Here is a 20,275-nt window from a genome sequence, read left to right as displayed (position 1 = left end):
ACACACTGGAAAAAAACGACAAAGTTGGAAACAATCGGGCCGTGGCGGCGGCCCGCAGTCGCCGCGGCATATCTTTTTCTCATCCCCCCGGGTCGCGAAGGAATGTTCGCTCCGGCCGCGCCCGCGCGATCATCGTCCCGCACATGCAACCTGCTCCGGTCGGCATCCGCCGCGACGCCGACGAGCGTCATCGCCCGAGCCGGGACCGCGCAGCCGCCGCGGCGCGCCGCCCGCCGTTCCATCAGGGAGACAGCCGTGAAGCTGCAACGCCGTCAGGTTCTCAGTCTCGCCGCGGGCGCCGTGTCGTTCTCCGCCCTTCCGCGGAGCGCCGGCGCGCAAGCGTATCCGACCCGGCCGGTGACGCTGTACGTGTCCTATCCGGCCGGCACCGCGACCGACCTCACCCTGCGCACGCTGGCCTCCGCGACCGAGAAGCATCTCGGCCAGCCGATCGTGGTGGAGAACCGGCCGGGCGCCGCCGGCGTGCTGGCCTCGCAGCAGATCGCGACCTCGGCGCAGCCGGACGGCTACAGCATCGTGCAGGTCCCGCTGACCGTGTTCCGGGCGCCGTTCCTGCGCCGCACCCTCTACGACCCGGCCAAGGACTTCAGCTTCATCGTCGGCGTCACCGGCTACGTCTACGGAATCGTGGTGCGGGCCGACTCGCCGTTCCGGACGTTCCAGGATCTGATCAGCTACGCCAAGGCCCATCCCGGAAAGATCAGCTACGGGACCAACGGACCGACCTCCACCCAGCACGTCGCCATGCTGCAGATCGGCAGGCGTTTCGGCATCGACTGGCTGCACGTGCCCTACAAGGGCGGCAACGAGAGCATCAACGCGCTGCTCGGCGGCCACATCGACGCCGTCGCCGACGTCACCGTCTGGGCCCCGCAGGTGGACGCCGGCCAGCTGCGGCTGCTCGTCACATTCGGGGCCGCCCGGACCAGACGCTGGCCGAGCGTGCCGACCCTGAAGGAGTCCGGGTTCGACATGGTGGCGACGTCGCCCTACGGGCTGGCCGGGCCCAGGGCTCTCGATCCCGCCGTGATCAGGACGCTGCACGACGCGCTGCGCAAGGGCATGGACGATCCGGCCTTCCGGGCCACCATGGAGAAGCTCGACCAGGAGCCCTGGTATCTCGACAGCGAGGCCTACCGGGCCTACGCGATGGCCGAGATCGCCGCCCAGAAGCGTCTCGTCGAGGAGTTCGGCCTCAGGCAGGAGTGAGCCGATGTCCGCCTGAACGGGCCGGCGCGGTGCGCCGCCCGCTTCACGCCACGGCGGCGGCGGCGGCGACGACCCGGTCGGCCGCCGCCATGTCGACATGGCGATGGGTGACCATGCGCAGCTGCGACGCGCCGCTCGCCTGCACCCGGATGCCGGCCGCGTCCAGCGCGCTCGCCCAGGCCGACGCGCTGCGGCCGGTGCGGGACACGTCGAGCCGCAGGATGTTGGTCTCGACCGTGGCCGGATCGAGGAGCGTCGGGTCGAGCGCCGCCAGGCCGGTCGCGAGCCGGCGTGCCACCGCGTGGTCGTCGGCGAGGCGCTCCACCATGGTCTCCAGGGCGACGATGCCGGCCGCCGCGATCACGCCGGCCTGGCGCATCGCGCCGCCGAGCATGCGGCGCAGCGCCCGGGCCCGGACGATCAGCTCGGCCGACCCGGCCAGCAGGCTGCCGACCGGCGCGGCGAGTCCCTTGGAGACGCAGACCATCACCGAATCGACCGGGGCGGCGATCACGTCGGCGCCGATGCCGAGCGCGACGGCCGCGTTGAACAGCCGCGCCCCGTCGAGATGGACCGGCACGCCGCGCAGCCGCGCCAGCCGGCACACCTCGCCGATGTGGTCGACCGGCAGGATGCGGCCGCCCGCCCCGTTGTGGCTCGACTCGAGCCACACGAGGCCGGCTCCGACCCGCCCGGACGGGGGCGTCGCGAGCGCCTGCTCCAGCGCGGCGAGGTCGTAGCGGCCGGCGCGGCTCGCCACCGGGCGCGGCGCCACGCCGGCGACGCCGACCAGCCCGGCCATCTCGGAGCCGACCAGATGGGCGAGCGGATCGACCAGCACGTCCGACCCGCGCGTCACATGAGCCAGCACGGCGATCAGGTTGCCCATCGTGCCGCTCGGCAGGAACAGGGCCGCCGCCTTGCCGACCTTCGCGGCGGCGAGGCGTTCGAGGCGGACCACGGTCGGATCGCCGTCGCGGCTGTCGTCGCCGAGCGGCGCGGTGCGCATCGCCTCCAGCATCGCGGCGGTCGGCCGGGTGACCGTGTCGCTGCGCAGATCGATCGGATCGGCGCCGGCGTCGTGCGCGCCGCTCATGCCTCGCCCGCCCCGGCGGCGACCGGCACGCCGACGGCCTGCTCCCCGCCCGCCTGCGCGGCGTAGCGCTGCACCAGCTTCACGGCGACCGTGTTGCCGAACACGTTGACGGCGGTGCGGCCCATGTCGAGGAAGGCGTCGACGCCGGCGATGACGGCGAGCGCCTCGACCGGCAGGCCGATCGCGGTCAGCACCATGGCGACGGCGACCAGGCCGCCGGACGGCACGTTGGCGCTGCCCTTGCTCGCGATGGTCGTCACCATGAGGATGGTGAACAGCGCGGCCCCGGTCAGCTCCACGCCGTAGGCCTCGGCCAGGAACGTGACGGCCAGCGCGAAATACATGATCGAGCCGTCGCGGTTGAAGGCGTAGCCGAGCGGCAGCACGACGCCGGTGATGCGGTCGGGCACGCCCATGGCGCGCAGCTTCTCCATGTGGACCGGCAGCGTCACCTCGGAGGAGCGGGTCGAGAAGCCGAGGATCACCGGCTCCATGATGGCGCGGGTGACGGCGATCGGCCTCTCGCCGATGGCCGCGAGGATCAGCCAGAACACCAGCACCAGCACGACGAGGCCGAGATACATCACGAGCACCAGCTTCGCGAGCGCCGTGACGGTGGCGAGCCCCTGCGAGGCGAACAGCCAGGCCACGATGGCGAAGATCGCGACCGGCGCCGTGGCCGTGATCCACCGGGTGATCTTGAACATCGCCAGCATCACGGCCTCGAGCAGCGCGACGACGGGCTTTCCGACCTCGCCGAGGGTCGCCAGTGCCAGCCCGAACAGGATCGAGAACACCAGGGTCGGCAGCACCTTCTGCTGGGCCATGGCGGCCAGCACGTTGGACGGGATCATGTCCATGAAGAACTTCACCCAGTCGACCGACACGGCGAGATTCGCCGGGATCTTGCCGGTCGCCGCCAGCGAGGCGCCGGCGCCGGGATGGAAGAGGGCGTTGAGGCCGAGGCCGATCAGGATCGACACCACGGTCGCCAGGTAGAAATAGGCGAAGCAGATCACCGCGACGCGGCCCAGCGCGCGCATCTCCCGGCCCATGCGGTAGATGCCGAGCGTCACGGTCGCGAACACGACCGGGATGACGATCATCTTGATCGCCTCGACGAAGGCGGTGCCGAGCGGGCGGAGCGCCACGCTGAAGTCCGGCCACAGCATGCCGGCGGTGAGGCCGAGCACCAGGCCGACCAGCATCTGGATCGCGAGCGGCCAGCGGAGGGGGTTGAGGAGGTGAGAGCGTGCGCTCATGGACCGACCTTTCGTCGCGATCGCTACGGTTGCGGGCTGTCCGACCGGATGGGCTGCGGCCGGACCGGCACGCCGAGGGCCTGCAGGCGGGCGTCGAACGCCACCGCCAGATGCCGCCACATCCGCTGCTGCGCGACGTCCGGGTCGCGCGCCGCCACGGCGGCGTAGATGTCGAGATGCTCACGGACCGCGGCGCGGGTGCGGTCGGCGCTGTAGCGCGGCATCTGCCGCAGGGCGAGGCCGCTCTGGGCCCGCAACGCCTCGTAGGCGGCGGTCAGCCGGCTGTTGTCGGCGGCCCGGAACAGCGCCTCGTGGAACGCCCAGCCGGCCTCCTGGGCCTGGAGCACGTCGAGGTCCGCGACGCCGTCGAAGCAGCGCAGCGCCTCCGTGCAGCGGTCGAGCTCCGGGGTCGGCCCGCGGCACGCCGCCAGATACGCCGCCAGCCCCTCGAGACCGAGCCGCATCTCGTGGATCTCCCGCAGGTCCTCGAAGGAGAGCTGGCGCACGAAGGTGCCGCGCATCGGATGCACGACCAGCAGGCCGTCGCGGACGAGCGCTCGCAGCGCCTCGCGGACCGGGGTGCGGCCGAGGCCGAGCGTCTCGGCGAGCCCGCGCTCCGACAGCGGCGCCTCCGGTTCGAGGGCACGGTGCACGACGAGATCGCGAATGCGCCCGTAGGCGTCGTCACGGCGCAAGGTCCGAGGGGTCCCCATGATGGGATTTAACTGGCATGCCAGTGGCGTGTCAATTCTGTGTCACCCGGGCGGCGATCGGGAGGCGGGGCCGGAGGGCTCCGGACGGGCATCGCCGGCGACCTTCGGTGACCGGCCGAGGCCGAGGCGGCGCACCGGAGCCGCGCTCCCGAAGAAACTCCGGTCGGGTGGAGGAGATCGGTGCCGCCAGCGCGCCGGCCGGCCCGCGCGGTCGCCTCGTCGGTCGGCGGATCAGATCAGCCGCAGGCCCTTGAAGCTCGCGTGGCCGTCCTTGCCGACGATGATGTGGTCGTGCACGGCGATGCCCAGCGGCTTCGCCACGTCGAGGATCGCCTGGGTCATCTGGATGTCGGCGCGCGACGGGGTCGGGTCGCCGGACGGGTGGTTGTGCACCAGGATGACGGCGGTGGCGGACAGCTCCAGGGCCCGCTTCACCACCTCGCGCGGATAGACCGGCGTGTGGTCGACGGTGCCGATCTGCTGCACCTCGTCGGCGATCAGCTGGTTGCGCTTGTCGAGGAACAGGACGCGGAACTGCTCCCGGTCGGCGAACGCCATCGTGGTGCGGCAGTAGTCCAGCACGGCCGACCACGACGACAGCACGGTGCGGCGCTTGACCTCGCCGCGGGTGATGCGCTGGGCGGCGGCCTGGACGATCTTGAGCTCGGTGACGGCGGCGTCGCCGAGGCCGGGCACCTCGGCCAGCCGCTGCGGCGGCGCCGCGATCGCCTCGGCGAACGACCCGAAGCGGGCGACCAGCGCCTTGGCGAGCGGCTTCACGTCGCGGCGCGGCAGCGCCCGGAACAACACCAGCTCGAGCAGCTCGTAGTCGGTGAGGGCGTCGCTGCCGGCCTCGCGGAACCGGGCCCGCAGGCGGTCGCGATGGCCGTGGTAATGGGGACCCGCCTCCGCCAGCCCGACCCCGACCCGGTCGCCGGAATGCTCGTCGTCCGCCATGGTCCACACCGGGTCCGCCGACCTCGCCGCCGGTCCAGAATGGCCGACTCGTCGGCGTGTTGGCAATCGACCTGCACCGGATGGTTGTGGGCATGGCGGCCCCGCGGCCGCCGCGGGGCCGGCCCGCTTGCATCGGGCGCGTTTTACTTTAGAACTATTCTAAAGAAATCCGCGGAGGCAGCCCCCATGAAACGCTTCGCCGACCTCACCGAGCAGGAGGTGCTCGCGCTCGCCATCAGCACCGAGGAGGAGGACAGCCGGATCTATCGCGGCTTCGCCGAGGGCCTGCGGGCACAATACCCCAAATCCGCCGCCGTGCTCGATGCCATGGCGGACGAGGAGATCCGCCATCGCAGCTGGCTGTTCGATCTCTACCGCGAGAAGTTCGGCGACTACATCCCGCTGCTCCGCCGCCAGGACGTGAAGGGCTTCGTCCGCCACAAGCCGCTGTGGCTGGTCCGGCCGCTCGGCCTCGACGAGGTCCGCAAATACGCCGAGACGATGGAGTACGAGATCGCGCGGTTCTATCGCCGCGCCGCCGCGGCGAGCCGCGACGCCTCGATCCGCCAGCTGCTCGACCGGCTCGCCGAGGCCGAGGACAGGCACGAGGCCATGGCCGAGCGGCTGGAGGGCGAACTGCTCACCGCCGACGTGCGGGCCGAGGAGGACGCCACGGCGCGGCGCATGTTCGTGCTGCAATACGTCCAGCCCGGCCTCGCCGGCCTGATGGACGGCTCGGTGTCGACCCTGGCGCCGCTGTTCGCCGCCGCCTTCGCGACCCACGACACCTGGGCGACCTTCCTGGTCGGCATGGCGGCGTCGATCGGCGCCGGCATCTCGATGGGCTTCGCCGAGGCGCTGTCCGACGACGGCTCGCTCACCGGCCGCGGCTCGCCGTGGCTGCGCGGCGGCGTCTGCGGCCTGATGACGACGCTCGGCGGGCTCGGCCACACCCTGCCCTACCTGATCCCGCATTTCTGGGTCGCCACCGTGGTGGCCTTCGCCGTGGTGGTGCTGGAGCTCGCGGCGATCTCGTGGATCCGCTGGCGCTACATGGACACGCCGTTCCTCTCCGCCACCTTCCAGGTGGTGCTGGGCGGCGTGCTGGTGTTCCTCGCCGGAATCCTGATCGGCAGCGCGTGACGGCGCCGGACGCCGCGGATGACGGCGCGGCGCCCTTTGCTATAAGGGCGCCGCATGTACGTCCTGGCCCATCTCACCGACCCGCATATCGGCCCGCTGCCGCGCCCGCGGCTGCGCGAGCTCCTGTCCAAGCGGGTGGTCGGCTGGCTCAACTGGCGGCGCAACCGGCGCCGCCATCACCGGGTCGAGATCCTGTCCGACCTGATCGCCGACCTCGCGGCGCAGAAGCCCGACCACACCGCCGTGACCGGTGACCTCGTCAACATCGCGCTGCCGGGCGAGTTCGCCGCCACCGGCGACTGGCTGGCGGCGCTCGGCCCGCCCGAGGACGTCAGCTTCATCCCGGGCAACCACGACGCCTATGTGCGCACCGCTATGGCCCAGTGGGACCGGCACTGGGACGCCTGGATGAAGGGCGACCGCGAGGCCCGCAACGACACCGATCCACGCTTCCCCTATGTGCGGCGGCGCGGGCCGGTCGCGCTTGTCGGCCTGTCCAGCGCGGTGCCGACCCCGGCCTTCCTGGCGACCGGCCTGCTCGGGCAGGACCAGCTCGCCCGGCTCGACGCGCGGCTGGCGCAGCTCGCCGACGAGGGCCTGTTCCGGGTCGTGATGCTGCACCATCCGCCCTACCGGACGCCGGCGAGCCGGGCCAAGCGGCTGGTCGACGCCGACGCGTTCCGGGCCGTGCTGGCGCGCCGCGGCGCCGAGCTGGTTCTGCACGGCCACGACCACGTCCATGCGCTCGCCTGGCTGGACGGCCCGTCGTCGCGGATCCCGGCCGTCGGCCTGCCGTCCGCCTCGGCCTCGCCGGACGGGCACCATCAGCCCGCCGCCTACAATCTCTACCGGATCGACGGAGCGCCCGGCGCCTTCGCCTGCGAGGCGGTGACCCGCGGGTTCGCTCCCGGGGCGACGGCGATCACCGAGCTCGCGCGAAAACGCCTGCTGCCGCCCGACTGACGGCGCCGCTCAGTCCACCCACAGCCACGGCGTCCAGCCCGGCGTCTCCGCGGGCCGCGGCTCGGTCGGCGGCGGCGGGCTCTTGATCGCGTCGGTCAGGTCGGGATCGTGGTGGTGGACGGTCGGCTTCCAGCGCTGCGACATGGATCGGAAGAGCGACACGTCGCTGCCGCGGTCCTGCTTGCTCCACTGGAAGCGGGTCTTGCGAGAGCTCAACATGATGCCCTCTCGCGTCCTGGCTGTGTCATCCGGACGGAATCGACCGGACGGAAAGCGTGCGCCCCGTCCCTTGAGAAGTCTTTAAGGAATTGCCGACAATCGCGTCGAATGCGACGAAACGCGTTGTGCGGCGCGGTCAGGACACGCGCACGCCGATGCCCCAGGGGGCGGCCCAGCCGAGCCCGTCCTCGGTGCGGCCGCGCGGCAGATACTCGCAGCCGACGAAGCCGGCGTAGCCGAGCCGGTCGAGGGCGGCGAGCACGACCGCGTGGTTCACCTCGCCCTCGTCGGGCTCGGCCCGGCTCGGCACCGCGGCGATCTGGACGTGGCCGATCAGCGGCAGGTGGCGCTCGAACCGCCGCAGCAGGTCGCCGCCCATGATCTGCTGGTGATAGAGGTCGAACTGCATCTTCACGTTGGCGCGCTCGACGCGGGCCAGGATCGCGGCCGCCTGCTCGGCGCGGTCGAGCAGATAGCCGGGTCGGTCGACCGTGTTGAGCGGCTCGATCAGGACCGTGAGACCGTGCGGTGCGGCACGGTCGGCGGCGTGCTTCAGGTTTGTCACGAAGGTCGCCTCGCCGGCCTCGCGCTGCGCCTCGGGGACGACGCCGGCGAGGCAGTGGATCGCACGGCCGCCGAGCGCCACGGCGAGCGCCAGCGCCCGCTCGAACAGCGCCGCGAACTCCGCCTCGCGGCCCGGCACTCCGGCGATGCCGGACGGCGCGTCGGGCAGCGGCGCCGTGTTGACGCCCAGCATGATCAGATCGCTGCGGACGATCTCGGCCCGCATGGCGGCCGGATCCTGGTCGTAAGGGTACTGCAGCTCGACGGCCCGGAAGCCCACCGCGGCGGCGGCGGCGAAGCGGTCGAGCGGCGGACGGTCGGCGAACAGATAGGCGAGATTGGCGGCGAGGCGCGGCATCGGGACCTCCGGCGAACGCGGCGTCCTATCCGACGCCGCGCCGCGAAGCGCAACCATTTCGTCGCGGGACGGAAATTGCGCAGCGCAGCAGCGCTGCCGCGCCGGCGGCCCGTCGGGCGCCCGCGCCGGCGCCGGCAACGCGAACGTGATCCGCCCACCGCCGTCCCACCGCTGCGCCGGGCCACTTTGGGGTTGACCCACCGAATCGGCGACGGTCGAATATGTCAGGGCTGCAAATCCGCGCGTCAGACGTGGTCGGCGGCCCGGAGGATGCGCCGATGAACGCCCAGGAGCTGCTCCAGGAGATCTCCGCCTATTGCCGGGAGACGGGGCTGGCCGAATCGACCTTCGGCCGGCGCGCCGTCAACGACGGCAAGCTCGCCGCGCGCCTGCGCAACGGCGGCCGCATCACCACCGAGACGCTCGACCGCATCCGCTCCTTCATGCAGGCGAACCGGGTGCCGCCCGACCTGCGCGCCGGCCTGCTGCTGCGCGCCAACGGCACCGTGCGCGGCAACGGCGCCGTGGCCCGCATGCCGCTGCCGCCGCGCGCCGTGCCGAGCGAGGCGAGCCCGCAGCGGCACTTCCGCTTCTTCGACAACCGCCAGAAATACCTGCTGTTCGTCCATACGTGCAGCGAGAAGCGCGTGGTCGCGCAGCGCGTCGCGCTGGAGCTCGCCGGCCTCGCGCCGCGCCCGCCCGCCATGCGGCTGTTCGACGCCGGCGTCGGCGACGGCACCGTGCTGGCCCGGGTGATGCGCGCCATGCACGACCGCTTCCCGACCATGCCGTTCTTCGTGGTCGGCAAGGAGATCAGCCTCGAGGACGTCCGGCTCACGCTGCAGAAGATGCCCGATCGTCTGTTCGAGCATCCAGCCCAGGTGCTGGTGCTGACCAATCTCGCCTATGCGGACGCCCCGTGGCTCGGCGCCCGCACGCCGGCGCTCGACGGCCGGCTGGTCTGGCACGAGCTCGCGCTGGCCGGCAACTCGGCCCACCGGTTCGAGGAGCAGATCGCCGGCCTCGAGCCGTTCCTGGCCGAGAACTGGAACGCCGGCATCGATCCGCGCACCGGCACGCCCGCCTTCGACCGGCCGGTCGTGCTGGTGATCTATCGCGAAGACCACCGCTTCCTGCTCGACCGGGTGATTCCGCGGCCCGGCGAGGCGGCCGCCGACTACGACCTCGTGATCGCTTCGCAGCCCTACCGGGCGCGCGCGCCCCTCGCCTTCAAGGCGCGGCGCGTGATCGTGCCGCTCGCCCGCGCGCTCGGGCCCGGCGGACGGCTGATCGCGATCCACTCCTATGGCCACGATCCCGGCCAGGAGATCGTCCAGCGGGTGTGGCCGGGCGACGATCCCTTCGTGCACGACCGCCACGACATCCTGCGCGCCGTGAAGGAGGAGCTCGGGCCGGAGGGGCGCGACCTCGTGTTCAACGCCTTCGCCGACAACCGCGCCCTGTTCCGCTACGACATGCACGCCCTGCCGGGCGAGCTCGCCGACACGATCGGCACCTCGACCCTGTTCGCCGCCTGGAATGCCGCCGTCTACGTCGCCCAGGTGGAGGACGACCGCCTCGCCGCCGTGGTCGCCGACGGCCGCTATCTCGACGCCACCCGCGAGGTGCTGCAGCAGCACGGCGGACTCTGGTTCCACGACGAGTCCTACGTGATCTCGCGGCGGCGGCAGTGAGGATGGCGACGTCCGGGAAGGGCTTCGGCGACCAGAAGGACAGGCCATGGTGCAGATGCAGGCGGCGCTGCGGCGACGTGACGGCGAGATGGACGAGACGATCGTGTCGATCGCCGCCTTCATGGCCCGGGCGACATTCGAGACGACGCGGCTCGGGCCGGACGACGCCGGCGCGCTGCGCGCCCACGCGGCCCCCGGCACGCCGGTCTATGTGAGCGCGCTGCCGGCGAAGCCGTTCGCCGACCAGCGCGCCGTCGTCGAGGCGGTGCGGGCGGCGGGCTTCGAGCCGGTGCCGCATCTCGCGGTGCGCAGCGTCGCGAGCATCGCCGCGCTCTCCGACCATCTCGGCCGCATGGTCGAGCGCGCCGGCGTGTCGCGCGTGCTGGTGATCGGCGGCGACCGGAGCGAGGCCGCCGGGCCGTTCCGGGCCGCCGTCGAGCTGATCGAGAGCGGCCTGCTGCAGAGCCTGGGCATCCGCGAGGTCGGCATCGCCGGCTATCCGGACGGCCATCCGCGCCTCGCGCCGATCGCGCTGGAGCGGGCGCTCGCCGCCAAGCTCGCGGCGGCCGGGGAGACCGGACTCGCCGCCCACATCGTGACGCAGTTCACGGTGGCGGCCGATCCGGTCGTCGGCTGGCTGGCGCGGCTGCGCGCCGAGGGCATCGACCATCCGGTCCGGGTCGGCTTCGCCGGGCCGGCCTCGGTGGCGGCGCTGCTGCGCTATGCGAAGATCTGCGGCGTGCGGGCCTCGGCGCAGGGGCTCGCCCGCAATGTCGGGCTCGCCCGCGACATGCTGGGGAGGGCGGCGCCCGACCGGGTGGTGCGCGGCGTCGCCGCGGCCTGCCGGCGCGCCGCCGACGGCGACGGCGGGTTCGGCGAGGTGACGCCGCATCTGTATGCGTTCGGCGGGCTCGCCGCGGCGGTGCGCTGGGCCGCGGCCGTGGCGGCCGGCCGCATCGCGCTCGACGGCGGCGGCGGTTTCGCGGTGATGCCGCCCTGAGCGGGCGCCCGCGCTCAGCCTTCGTGCGGCATCTCGATCAGCTCGCGCCGCCGCTCGGCGAAGAGGCGCTTGTGGACGTGCACCATGAAGGCGGTGGCGAACAGCGGCGTCGCGAAGTTGACGATCGGGATCAGCACGAAGGCGGCGACCAGCAGGCCCGCCGTGACGACCCGGGTGCGGTTGTCGCGCCACAGCGCCTTGGCGTCGCCGATCGGCTGCTGGCGCACCGCGGCGATGAGGAAGTACTCGCGGCCGAGCAGATAGGCCGTGGCGAGGAAGAAGGCGACGGCGCCGAGCCCGCCGATCAGCAGGAACGGCACCGCGCACAGATAGATCAGCAGCGCCAGCAGCGCCGTCTTCAGGCCCTCGACGATCGCGTAGCCGATCGGCGGGGCGACGCCGGGCGGATCGTCCGGGTAGTGCGCGCGCTCGACCTCGGCGGCGACGTCGTCGGCGTAGAAGCTCGCCACCAGCGACGTCACCGACGGCATCAGGAAGATCGCGCCGGCGAACAGCCCGGCCCCGAGCGCGATCGTCAGCACCCAGCCCAGTGCCACCACGGCGCTGTGCCAGGCCGCGCCGAGCGACGTCTCGATCCAGGTGCCGCCCTCGCCGCCCAGCCAGGCGACCAGCTGATAGAGCCCGACCACCAGCACGGCGAGCAGCAGCAGCGCGAGCCCGGCCGACTTGAGCAGCACCGAGCGGAACGGCGGCGACATCATCTGGGCGATGGCGAGCGAGGCGGCACGGAACATCGACACGTCCTCGGGCTGCGGACCGCGGCCCACCTGTGAGCAGTCGCCGCCGAACGCGGCCGTCCTCAGGTAGAGCCCCGGCCGCGCCGGGGCAAGAGCGGGGCTTCGGACCGGAAGCTCCGATCGGGCCGGGGGGCGGCGCCGGCGCCGCCCCCCGTGCGACAACGGAGGCTGCGGAGCGGCCGGCGCCACGACCGTCCACAAACGGGGTTTGCGGCGCGCCGCCCCTTGGGGCAAGTTGGACCGGGAGGGAGGCCACCCCGCATGCCGTCACTCGACCGCCGCACGTTCCTGGCCGGCGCCAGCGCCGGCATGGGCGCCGCCGCGCTCGCCCGGCCGTTCCCGGTGCTGGCGCAGGGGTCCGGCGACGTCGACATCGTGGTGGTCGGCGCCGGCGCCGCCGGCATCGCGGCGGCGCGGCGGATCGCCGCGGCGGGCCGCCGCGTCGTGGTCGTCGAGGCGAGCGACCGGATCGGCGGGCGCTGCGCCACCGACACCAAAATCTTCGGCATGCCGTTCGACCGCGGCGCCCACTGGCTGTGGGGCGCCGACATCAATCCGGTGGCGAAGCTCGCGCCCGGCACCGGGCTCGACGTCTCGGCGGCGCCGCCCGGCCAGCGGCTCCGCATCGGCCGGCGCTACGGGCGCGAGAGCGAGCTGGAGGACTTCCTGTCGGTGCTGGTCCGCACCAACCGGGCGTTCGCCGAGGCGGCACGCGGCAAGACCGACATCGCCTGCCTGCAGGCGCTGCCCAAGGACCTGCTCGACTGGCGCAGCACCGTCGAATACGTGCTCGGCCCGCTGGCCTACGGCAAGGACCTGCGCGAGCTGTCGGTCGTCGAAATCTCGAAGGCGGCCGAACGCGACACCCCGGCCTACTGCCGGGAGGGGCTCGGGACGCTGCTGGCCCGGCTCGCCGGTGGCCTGCCGGTGCGGCTGTCGACCCCGGCCACCCGGATCAACACCTGGGTGCGCGGCAAGGTCGAGGTGGAGACGACGCGCGGCACCCTGGTGGCCCGTGGCGCCATCGTGACGGCGTCCACCAACCTGATGGCGGCGGGCAAGATCCGCTTCGACCCCGACCTGCCGAAACGCCATCTCGACGCCTTCTCGCGGCTCTCGCTCGGCAGCCAGGACCACGTGGTGCTGGAGCTCGAGGGCAGCCCGCTCGGCCCGCAGCGCGACGACCTGATCTACGAGAAGGCCGACGGTCCGCGCACCGCCGCGATGCTCGCCAACGTGTCCGGCGGCCCGCTGTGCATGATCCAGCTCGGCGGCAGGCTCGGCCGCGACCTCTCCGCCCAGGGCGAGGCCGCCATGGTCGACTACGCCCAGGAGTGGCTCGCCAAGCTCTACGGCAGCGACATCCGGAAGGCGGTCCGCCGCACCCACGCGACCCGCTGGAACCAGGACCCGTGGGCGATGGGCGCCGCCTCGGCGGCGGGCGTCGGCGGCCACGGATCGCGCGCCGCGCTGTCCGAGCCGGTGCGCGACCGTGTCTGGTTCGCCGGCGAGGCCGTGCACGAGACCCAGTGGGGCACCGTCAACGGCGCCTGGCTGTCCGGCGAGCGGGCCGCCGAGGCGGCGATGCGCAAGTTCGGCTGGATCACCACGCCGCGCCCGGCGGGCGAGCCGCGCGAGACGCCGCGGCGGCCGCGCCGCAAGCCCGCCCCGAGCGCCGCCCCGTCGCGGCCCTCCGCCCCCTCCGGCCTGAGCTGGCCGTTCTGAGCGGCCCGGTGTCCCGGCCTGGACGGCGCTACCTCCGGTATTAACCAAACATCAGCCGCCGCGGCAGTAGTGTGTCCCGATATTGCAGGCCGCGCCCGCGGCCCATTTTCGGGGGCATCACGACATGCAGGACGCAGAGCGGCGGCGGGACCACGGCGCGCCGGCGACGGCGGCCGGCCTGGGTCATGTCGTCTCGGTGCGCGGTTCGCAGGCGACCGTCGGCCTGCACGAGCAGGACATCGGCGCGACGCGGGCGACGGTCGGCCGGTTCATGACCGTGCGCAGCGGCACCGTCCAGCTGATCGGCGTCGTCACCGAGGTGACGCGACTGACCCGCACCTACGTGCACGACCAGACCGTCGTGGCCGTCGCGCAGCTCGACCTGATGGGCGAGATCGCGCCCGATCCGCAAGGCCGGCCGCGCTTCCGGCGCGGCATCGACCATTACCCGACCATCGGGGACGCCGTGGCGATGATCGACAGCGAGGCGCTGCGCATCGTCTACGACATCGGCGGCAGCCTCGCGATCGACGTCGGGCACCTGCAGCAGGATCCCTCGATCCGGGCCGCGATCGATGTCGAAGACATGCTGAGCAAGCATTTCGCCGTGCTCGGCTCGACCGGCGTCGGCAAGTCGAGCGGCGTCGCCCTGATCCTGCAGGAGACGCTGGCCCGGCGGCCGGATCTCCGCGTCTTCCTGCTCGATGTCCACAACGAGTACGGCCGCTGCTTCCCCGACCACGCCCACATCCTCAATCCGCGCAATCTCAAGCTGCCGTTCTGGCTGTTCAACTTCGAGGAGATCGTCGACGTCTTCTTCGGCGGCCGGCCCGGCCTCGACGAGGAGATCGCGATTCTGTCCGAGGTGATCCCGATCGCCAAGGTGAGCTACCTGCAGTACCGCACCGGCGGGGCCGAGCGGCCCGGTCTCAAGCGGCTCGATCCGCGCAGCGCCGGCTTCACGGCCGACACGCCGGTGCCCTACCGGCTCGCCGACCTGATCGCGCTGATCGACGAGCGCATGGGCAAGCTGGAGAACCGCAACTCGCGCATCGTCTATCACAAGCTGATCCAGCGCATCGAATCGGTCGCCAACGATCCGCGCTACGCCTTCATGTTCGAGAACGCCAATGTGGGCGGCGACACCATGGCGGACGTGATCGCGACGCTGTTCCGGCTGCCGCCGAACGGCCGGCCGATGACCATCATGCAGCTCGCCGGCTTCCCGGCCGAGGTGATCGACTCGCTGGTCTCGGTGCTGTGCCGGATGGCGTTCGACTTCGGCCTGTGGAGCGACGGCGCCATGCCGCTGCTGTTCGTCTGCGAGGAGGCGCACCGCTACGCCTCGGCCGACCGCTCGGTCGGCTTCGGGCCGACCCGCAAGGCGGTGTCGCGCATCGCCAAGGAGGGCCGCAAGTACGGCGTCTACCTGGCGCTCGTCACCCAGCGCCCGGCCGAGCTCGACCCGACCATCATCTCGCAGTGCTCGACCCTGTTCGCGATGCGCATGGCGAACGACCGCGACCAGGATCTGCTGCGCGCGGCGGTCTCCGACGCCGCCGCCAACCTGCTCGGCTTCGTGCCGTCGCTCGGCACCCGCGAGGTGCTCGCCTTCGGGGAGGGCGTCGCGCTGCCGACCCGGCTGCGCTTCCGCGAGGTGCCGGCCCACCTGCTGCCGAAAAGCGAGGCGATCGGCAGCGCCAGGGTCGATCCGGCGAACGGCACCGACCACGACTTCGTCGCCGCCGTGCTGGAGCGCTGGCGCGGCGCCACCCTGGCCGGCGCGACGGTGCGGGCGGACGAGCCGGGCGGCGTCGACGACCTCGCCGCGCTGCAGGCGAGCCACGGGCTCGACCCCGACCGTTTCAAGATTCTCAAGAAGCCGCTCGGCGGCGGCCCGGCTCCCGGCGGTCCCGCGCCGCGGCCGCCCGGGACGGGCGGCTGGACGCGGTGACGCCGTCGCTCGCATCGAGGCCCTCGCGGACCGCGACCGGTCCTCGCACGAACGGTCCGGCTCCACGTCCGCCCGAGATGGCGGCGAACGTCTCACTGGAGCCGGCCGGTGCCGGTCGCGGTCCTCGGGCGTGCCGCGCGGCGACGCGGGGATCGGTCGCCGTGCAAGCGCCCATTCGAAGGGACGGGCGGACTACGCCGCCGACTCGTCGTCCGGGATCTCGAGATCGAGCAACGCCGACGACAGGGACTTGCCGTGGGCGTCGAGGGCGAGCGTGCGGGTGACGCCGCCGCCGAGCGCGTCGTACATCACGAAGTTGAGCGCCGCGATCCGGGGAAGCTCGTAGCGGACGACGTCGCCCTTCACGACGTCGGCGAAATGCGCCTTGACGCGCTCGGCCGTGACGTGGCGGCAGAGCCGGTCCCAGCTTTTTGCATCGTAGGCGATGACCGAGATGTTCGAGGTGTTGCCCTTGTCTCCCGTGCGGGAGTGGGCGAGGTCGCGCAGCTTCATGATCACGCCTCCAGGATCCGGACCGACGAGCCGACGAGCCGGCGCGGCAGCAGCACGGACTGCACCGCCACGACCTCGCGGGCCGACTTGAAGGCCCCGCCGCCGCCGGCGGGACCGTTGGTGTAGAGCGTCTCGACCTCGTTGCCGATCTTCACCGCCTCGGCGAGCGTGTCGGTGCGGCCGGCGACCCGGATGCGCACCTCGTAGGGCTCGGCCCCGGTCGCGCCGCGGGTCGGCCCGTGCAGCGAGTCGATGCCGATCAGGTCGAAGCGCAGCTCGCTGGTCTTCACCTGCATGAGCGCGAGGCGCTCGCGCACGATGTCGAGCGCCAGCTTTCCGCGCGACACCGCGCCCGGGCCCGCATAGGAGATCTGGCCCTCGCCGACATAGCTGTCGATGTAGCCGACCGACACCTTCAGCGTGTCGGTCTTGGCCCGGCCGGTGCCGTGGGTGACGCGCACCCGGTCCGGCCCGATCTCCTCGATCTCGACCTGCGAGAAGTCGGCGATCACGTCGGGCTGGAAGTACCTGGCCGGGTCGTGCAGCTCGTAGAGGAGCTGCTCCTTGACGGTCTGGGGTGTCACCTTGCCGCCCGAGCCGGCGACCTTGGTGACGACCAGGGTGCCGTCCTCCGACACCTCGCCGATCGGGAAGCCGAGCCGGCCGAGACCGGCGACGTCCTTGACGCCGGGATCGGCGAAGTAGCCGCCCGTCACCTGGCCGGCGCATTCGAGCAGATGGCCGACCACCGTGCCCTTGCCGAGCTTGTCCCAGTCGTCCAGGGCCCAGCCGAACTCGCGCACCAGCGGCGCCATGAACAGCGCCGGGTCGGCGGCCCGTCCGGTGATCACCACGTCGGCGCCCTGCGCCAACGCCTCGACGATCGGCGCCACGCCGAAATAGGCGTTGGCCGAGACGATGCGGTTGCCGAGATCCGTGGTCGAGCCGCCGGTCTCCTCGAGGCGATGCGGCGTCTCGCGGATCGCCTCGATCACGTCGTCGCCCGACACGGCCGCGATCTTGAGGCCGGAGAGGCCGAGCGACTTGGCGATCTCGGCGGTCTTCTTGGCGCCGGCCTCGGGATTGGCCGCCCCCATGTTGGTGACGATCTTGATGCCCTTGGCCTTGCAGGTGGCGAGCACGGCCCGCATCCGCGGCTCCAGCAGGGGATCGTAGCCGAGCGCGGGATTCTTCATCTTGGCCTGCTGGGCGAGCGCGATGGTCCGCTCGGCCAGGCACTCGAAGACCAGATAGTCGATGCCGCCCTTCTCGGCGAGCTCGACGGCGGGCTCGATGCGGTCGCCGGAATAGCCGGCACCCGAGCCGATCCTGATGGTTCTCATGGCATGTGTCCTTCGGTTCGGGCGGGGCTCACAGCGGCAGGATGCCGAGCACGACGGCCGTGATGGTCATCACGACCGACACCGCCCACAGGAAGAAGAAGCTGAATTTCTGATGCTCGCCGAGTTCGATCCCGCACAGGCCGACGAGCAGGAAGGTGGCGGGCGTCAGCGGGCTGACCGGGAAGCCGAGCGTCATCTGGCCCATGATGGCGGCCTGGCCCATGTGCACGGCGGGCACGCCGAGCTGGGCGCCGGCCTCGGCCAGGACCGGCAGGACGCCGAAGTAGAAGGAGTCCGGATCGAACAGCATGCTCAGCGGCATCGAGATCAGGCCGAGCACCACCGGCATGTGATGGGCGAGATCGGTCGGGACGTGACCGGCGGCGAACTTCGCCATCTCGGTCAGCATCTTGGTGTCCTTCATGATGCCCGTGAACACGCCGGCGGCGAGCAGGATCGAGGCCATCATCAGGGCGGCCTTGGCGTGGGCGTCGACGCGCTCGCGCTGGTCCTTGACGGCGGGATAGTTGATCAGCAGCGCCACCACGGTGCCGACCATGAAGCAGACGACCGGCTGCGCCACCTCGGTGATCATCGCGGCCAGCACGGCGAGCACCAGCGCGACGTTGACCAGGAACAGCTTCGGCCGCACCAGCTTCTGCTCGGCCTCGGTGAGCTCCGGACGGGTGTAGGAGACGGCGATGTCGCCGCCGAGGACGCCGGCCGCGGTGAGGCGCTTCTCCTCGCGCAGGCCGAGCAGGAATGCGACCGCGAACACGAACAGCAGGCCGACGATCTGTACCGGCAGCACCGGCATGAACAGCTCGCCGATCGACACGTGCAGCGAGGTGGCGGCGCGCAGCGTCGGGCCGCCCCACGGCAGCATGTTGGCCGTGCCGGCCGCCATCGCGACGACGCAGGCGAGGATGCGCTTGTCCATCTTGAGGCGATCGAACAGCGGCAGCATCGCCGGGATCGTCACCAGGAAGGTCACGGCGCCGGAGCCGTCGAGATGGACGATCGCGGCGAGCACGGCGGCGCCGAGCACGATGCGGGACGGCCGCACGCCGACGACGCGGAGGATGCCGTTGATGATCGGATCGAGCGTGCCGGCATCCTTGACGATGCCGAAGAACAGGATCGCGAACACGAACATGCCGACGACGGGGGCGATGCTCTTGACGCCGTTGACGGCGAACTTGCCGGTGTCGGCGACCGAGAAGCCCGCGATCAGCGCACCGGCCATCGGCACGATGATCAGCGCGGCCATGGGCGAGAGCCTCTTGGTGAGGATCCCGGCGAGCACGATGAGAATGACGAGAAGCCCGATCAAGGCGAGCATGGTTCTACCCTGGGGTCCGTCGGACCGCGGGCGGGCGAGGCTCGACCGCGCGCGCGATCCGGATTGCTGAGGGTGCGACCGGAGGTCCGCGTCCCGGGGGGGACGGGCGCGGCGCGATCGCCGTGGGAATTCGCTGTGCAGGACCAGGCGCCAGCCCCGCGGGGCGTCTGGCGGCGGAACCTGCCGACGTCGCTTCTTCGGGGGCAGCACCAGCAATAGGCGCATGCGTGGATAAGACAATTGAAATTAGTTTATCGCCGCGATAGTGAACCTTTATGGACATCACCTTGCGGCAGATCCGGGCCTTCCTGACGATCGTTCAGACGCGCAGCTTCACCAAGGCGGCGGCGCTGCTGCATCTGTCGCAGCCGGCCCTCACGGTCCAGATCCGCAATCTCGAGGCGGCGCTCGGCGTCCGGCTGCTCGACCGCTCCAACCGCGCCGTGGAGATCACCCGCGTGGGCCTGGAGCTGCTGCCGGTGCTGCAGCGCACCCTGAGCGATCTCGACGGCGCGCTCGGCGACATCCGCGAGATCGGTGCCGGGCGGCGCGGCACGGTGCGGATCGCGGCGCTGCCGAGCTTCGCGGCGTCGCTGCTGCCGCAGGTGATCATGAGCTGCCGGCGCGACAATCCCGCCCTCGGCTTCCTGGTGCGCGACGCCATCGCCAGCCATGTCGTCGCCATGGTGCGCAGCGAGGAGGTCGATCTCGGCCTCACCGGCGGCGCCGTCGCGGACGCCGAGCTCGACGTCCTGCACCAGACCACCGACCAGCTCTGCCTGGTCTATCCGGAGTCGCACCCGATCGGCCGCAAGCGGCGGATCGGGGTGCGCGACCTGGTCGAGCTGCCGCTGATCCTCACCAATCCGGGCACCAGCCTGCGCGACGTGATCGACGCGGCACTGCTCGGCGTCGGCCACACGCCGACGCTCGCCTGCGAGGTCACCTACATGATGTCGGCCGTGGCCATGGTGCGGGCCGGGCTCGGCGTCACCGTGCTGCCGCGCTCGGCCCGCGAGGTCCGGGTGGAGCGCGGCCTGCGCTCCAAGGGGATCGACGACCCCGCCTTCGTGCGGCCGATCGCGCTGGTCAAGAAGAAGGGCCGCACCCTGCCCCCCGCCTCGGTGGCGTTCCTCGACGCGTGCATCGCTGCCATGCAGAAGCTGGAGAGGTGAGGCGCCGAGGCGAGGCTGGGCCGAACCCTCTCCCTCGGGGAGGAGGTCGGGGCCCGCGACAGCGCGCACCGGGGTGAGTGTTTACGACGCCGGTTGGATCGCTCGGCCCCCCTCACCCGACGCGCTTCGCGCGTCGACCTCTCCCCGCAGGGGAGAGGTGAAAAAAACGAGGAGGCAGGGCAAGAACTCGACTTCATGCCGCGAGGCGGATTTGCGCGCGGGTGACGGCGGAATTTCGGGCGAATCCGATCCCGGAGCGAGTCAGG

18 protein-coding genes are annotated in these 20,275 nt (G+C 72.0%); 8 read left to right on the top strand and 10 right to left on the bottom strand.

The features are described 5' to 3' along the window. Window positions 1-255 precede the first annotated feature (255 nt). Window positions 256-1,230 carry a Bug family tripartite tricarboxylate transporter substrate binding protein gene (locus J2S22_RS29670; RefSeq protein WP_272780283.1) on the top strand — a complete coding sequence of 325 codons (975 nt, stop codon included), beginning with the start codon at window positions 256-258 and terminating at the stop codon, window positions 1,228-1,230. Between the two features lie 43 nt (window positions 1,231-1,273). On the opposite strand, the gene J2S22_RS29665 is transcribed toward J2S22_RS29670, so the two are convergent. The 4 genes from J2S22_RS29665 to radC all read right to left on the bottom strand — a co-directional run bounded on the left by J2S22_RS29665 (window position 1,274) and on the right by radC (window position 5,258). Next, a complete protein-coding gene (locus J2S22_RS29665; protein ID WP_272780284.1) occupies window positions 1,274-2,326 on the bottom strand; it encodes a GntG family PLP-dependent aldolase in 1,053 nt (350 codons plus the stop codon). Further along, window positions 2,323-3,588, bottom strand: coding sequence for a dicarboxylate/amino acid:cation symporter (locus tag J2S22_RS29660; protein ID WP_272780285.1), 1,266 nt, complete (start codon window positions 3,586-3,588; stop codon window positions 2,323-2,325). Before J2S22_RS29660 ends, J2S22_RS29665 begins: the two co-directional genes overlap by 4 nt. Before the next feature lie 23 nt (window positions 3,589-3,611). Further along, a complete protein-coding gene (locus tag J2S22_RS29655) occupies window positions 3,612-4,283 on the bottom strand; it encodes a GntR family transcriptional regulator (protein ID WP_272780286.1) in 672 nt (223 codons plus the stop codon). 249 nt (window positions 4,284-4,532) lie between these two features. Beyond that, complete coding sequence (gene radC / locus J2S22_RS29650) at window positions 4,533-5,258, bottom strand: RadC family protein (RefSeq protein ID WP_272780287.1); 726 nt, start codon at window positions 5,256-5,258, stop codon at window positions 4,533-4,535. A 186-nt stretch (window positions 5,259-5,444) separates the two neighbouring features. On the opposite strand from radC, the gene mbfA reads away from it, so the two are divergent. Together mbfA and J2S22_RS29640 are read left to right on the top strand one after the other, a co-directional pair. Then, window positions 5,445-6,401 carry an iron exporter MbfA gene (gene mbfA / locus J2S22_RS29645; protein ID WP_272780288.1) on the top strand — a complete coding sequence of 319 codons (957 nt, stop codon included), beginning with the start codon at window positions 5,445-5,447 and terminating at the stop codon, window positions 6,399-6,401. Between the two features lie 54 nt (window positions 6,402-6,455). Further along, a complete protein-coding gene (locus J2S22_RS29640) occupies window positions 6,456-7,364 on the top strand; it encodes a metallophosphoesterase family protein (RefSeq protein ID WP_272780289.1) in 909 nt (302 codons plus the stop codon). 9 nt (window positions 7,365-7,373) lie between these two features. On the opposite strand, the gene J2S22_RS29635 is transcribed toward J2S22_RS29640, so the two are convergent. Together J2S22_RS29635 and J2S22_RS29630 are read right to left on the bottom strand one after the other, a co-directional pair. Next, entirely contained in the window at window positions 7,374-7,583 is a 210-nt protein-coding gene (locus tag J2S22_RS29635; RefSeq protein ID WP_272780290.1) for a hypothetical protein, read from the bottom strand. A 136-nt stretch (window positions 7,584-7,719) separates the two neighbouring features. Further along, window positions 7,720-8,505, bottom strand: coding sequence for a hydroxypyruvate isomerase family protein (locus tag J2S22_RS29630; RefSeq protein ID WP_272780291.1), 786 nt, complete (start codon window positions 8,503-8,505; stop codon window positions 7,720-7,722). Window positions 8,506-8,783: 278 nt separating this feature from the next. On the opposite strand from J2S22_RS29630, the gene J2S22_RS29625 reads away from it, so the two are divergent. After that, a complete protein-coding gene (locus J2S22_RS29625) occupies window positions 8,784-10,199 on the top strand; it encodes a hypothetical protein (protein WP_272780292.1) in 1,416 nt (471 codons plus the stop codon). Between the two features lie 46 nt (window positions 10,200-10,245). After that, window positions 10,246-11,199, top strand: a complete 954-nt coding sequence (locus J2S22_RS29620) for a methylenetetrahydrofolate reductase (protein WP_272780293.1) — start codon at window positions 10,246-10,248, stop codon at window positions 11,197-11,199. Window positions 11,200-11,213: 14 nt separating this feature from the next. On the opposite strand, the gene J2S22_RS29615 is transcribed toward J2S22_RS29620, so the two are convergent. After that, on the bottom strand, window positions 11,214-11,954 hold the full coding sequence (locus J2S22_RS29615) for a sulfate transporter family protein (RefSeq protein WP_272780294.1): 741 nt from the start codon (window positions 11,952-11,954) through the stop codon (window positions 11,214-11,216). A 264-nt stretch (window positions 11,955-12,218) separates the two neighbouring features. On the opposite strand from J2S22_RS29615, the gene J2S22_RS29610 reads away from it, so the two are divergent. Further along, window positions 12,219-13,682: a flavin monoamine oxidase family protein gene (locus tag J2S22_RS29610; protein ID WP_272780295.1), complete on the top strand. Its 1,464-nt coding sequence runs from the start codon at window positions 12,219-12,221 to the stop codon at window positions 13,680-13,682. A 124-nt stretch (window positions 13,683-13,806) separates the two neighbouring features. Then, a complete protein-coding gene (locus J2S22_RS29605) occupies window positions 13,807-15,636 on the top strand; it encodes an ATP-binding protein (protein WP_272780296.1) in 1,830 nt (609 codons plus the stop codon). A 192-nt stretch (window positions 15,637-15,828) separates the two neighbouring features. On the opposite strand, the gene J2S22_RS29600 is transcribed toward J2S22_RS29605, so the two are convergent. From J2S22_RS29600 to J2S22_RS29590, 3 genes are read right to left on the bottom strand one after another with little or no spacing between them, the layout of a single operon-like run. Beyond that, window positions 15,829-16,149, bottom strand: coding sequence for an AtuA-related protein (locus tag J2S22_RS29600; RefSeq protein WP_272780297.1), 321 nt, complete (start codon window positions 16,147-16,149; stop codon window positions 15,829-15,831). 2 nt (window positions 16,150-16,151) lie between these two features. Further along, window positions 16,152-17,492 carry an acyclic terpene utilization AtuA family protein gene (locus tag J2S22_RS29595; RefSeq protein ID WP_272780298.1) on the bottom strand — a complete coding sequence of 447 codons (1,341 nt, stop codon included), beginning with the start codon at window positions 17,490-17,492 and terminating at the stop codon, window positions 16,152-16,154. Window positions 17,493-17,520: 28 nt separating this feature from the next. After that, a complete protein-coding gene (locus J2S22_RS29590; protein ID WP_272780299.1) occupies window positions 17,521-18,834 on the bottom strand; it encodes a CitMHS family transporter in 1,314 nt (437 codons plus the stop codon). A gap of 275 nt (window positions 18,835-19,109) precedes the next feature. Here J2S22_RS29590 and J2S22_RS29585 point away from each other — a divergent pair, with 275 nt between their 5' ends. Continuing rightward, a complete protein-coding gene (locus tag J2S22_RS29585) occupies window positions 19,110-20,009 on the top strand; it encodes a LysR family transcriptional regulator (RefSeq protein WP_272780300.1) in 900 nt (299 codons plus the stop codon). Window positions 20,010-20,275: the final 266 nt, after the last annotated feature.

Origin of the sequence: Rhodoplanes tepidamans (assembly GCF_030813915.1) — a bacterium.
GTDB lineage: Bacteria > Pseudomonadota > Alphaproteobacteria > Rhizobiales > Xanthobacteraceae > Rhodoplanes > Rhodoplanes tepidamans.
This window is presented reverse-complemented; position numbering and strand designations above follow the sequence as displayed.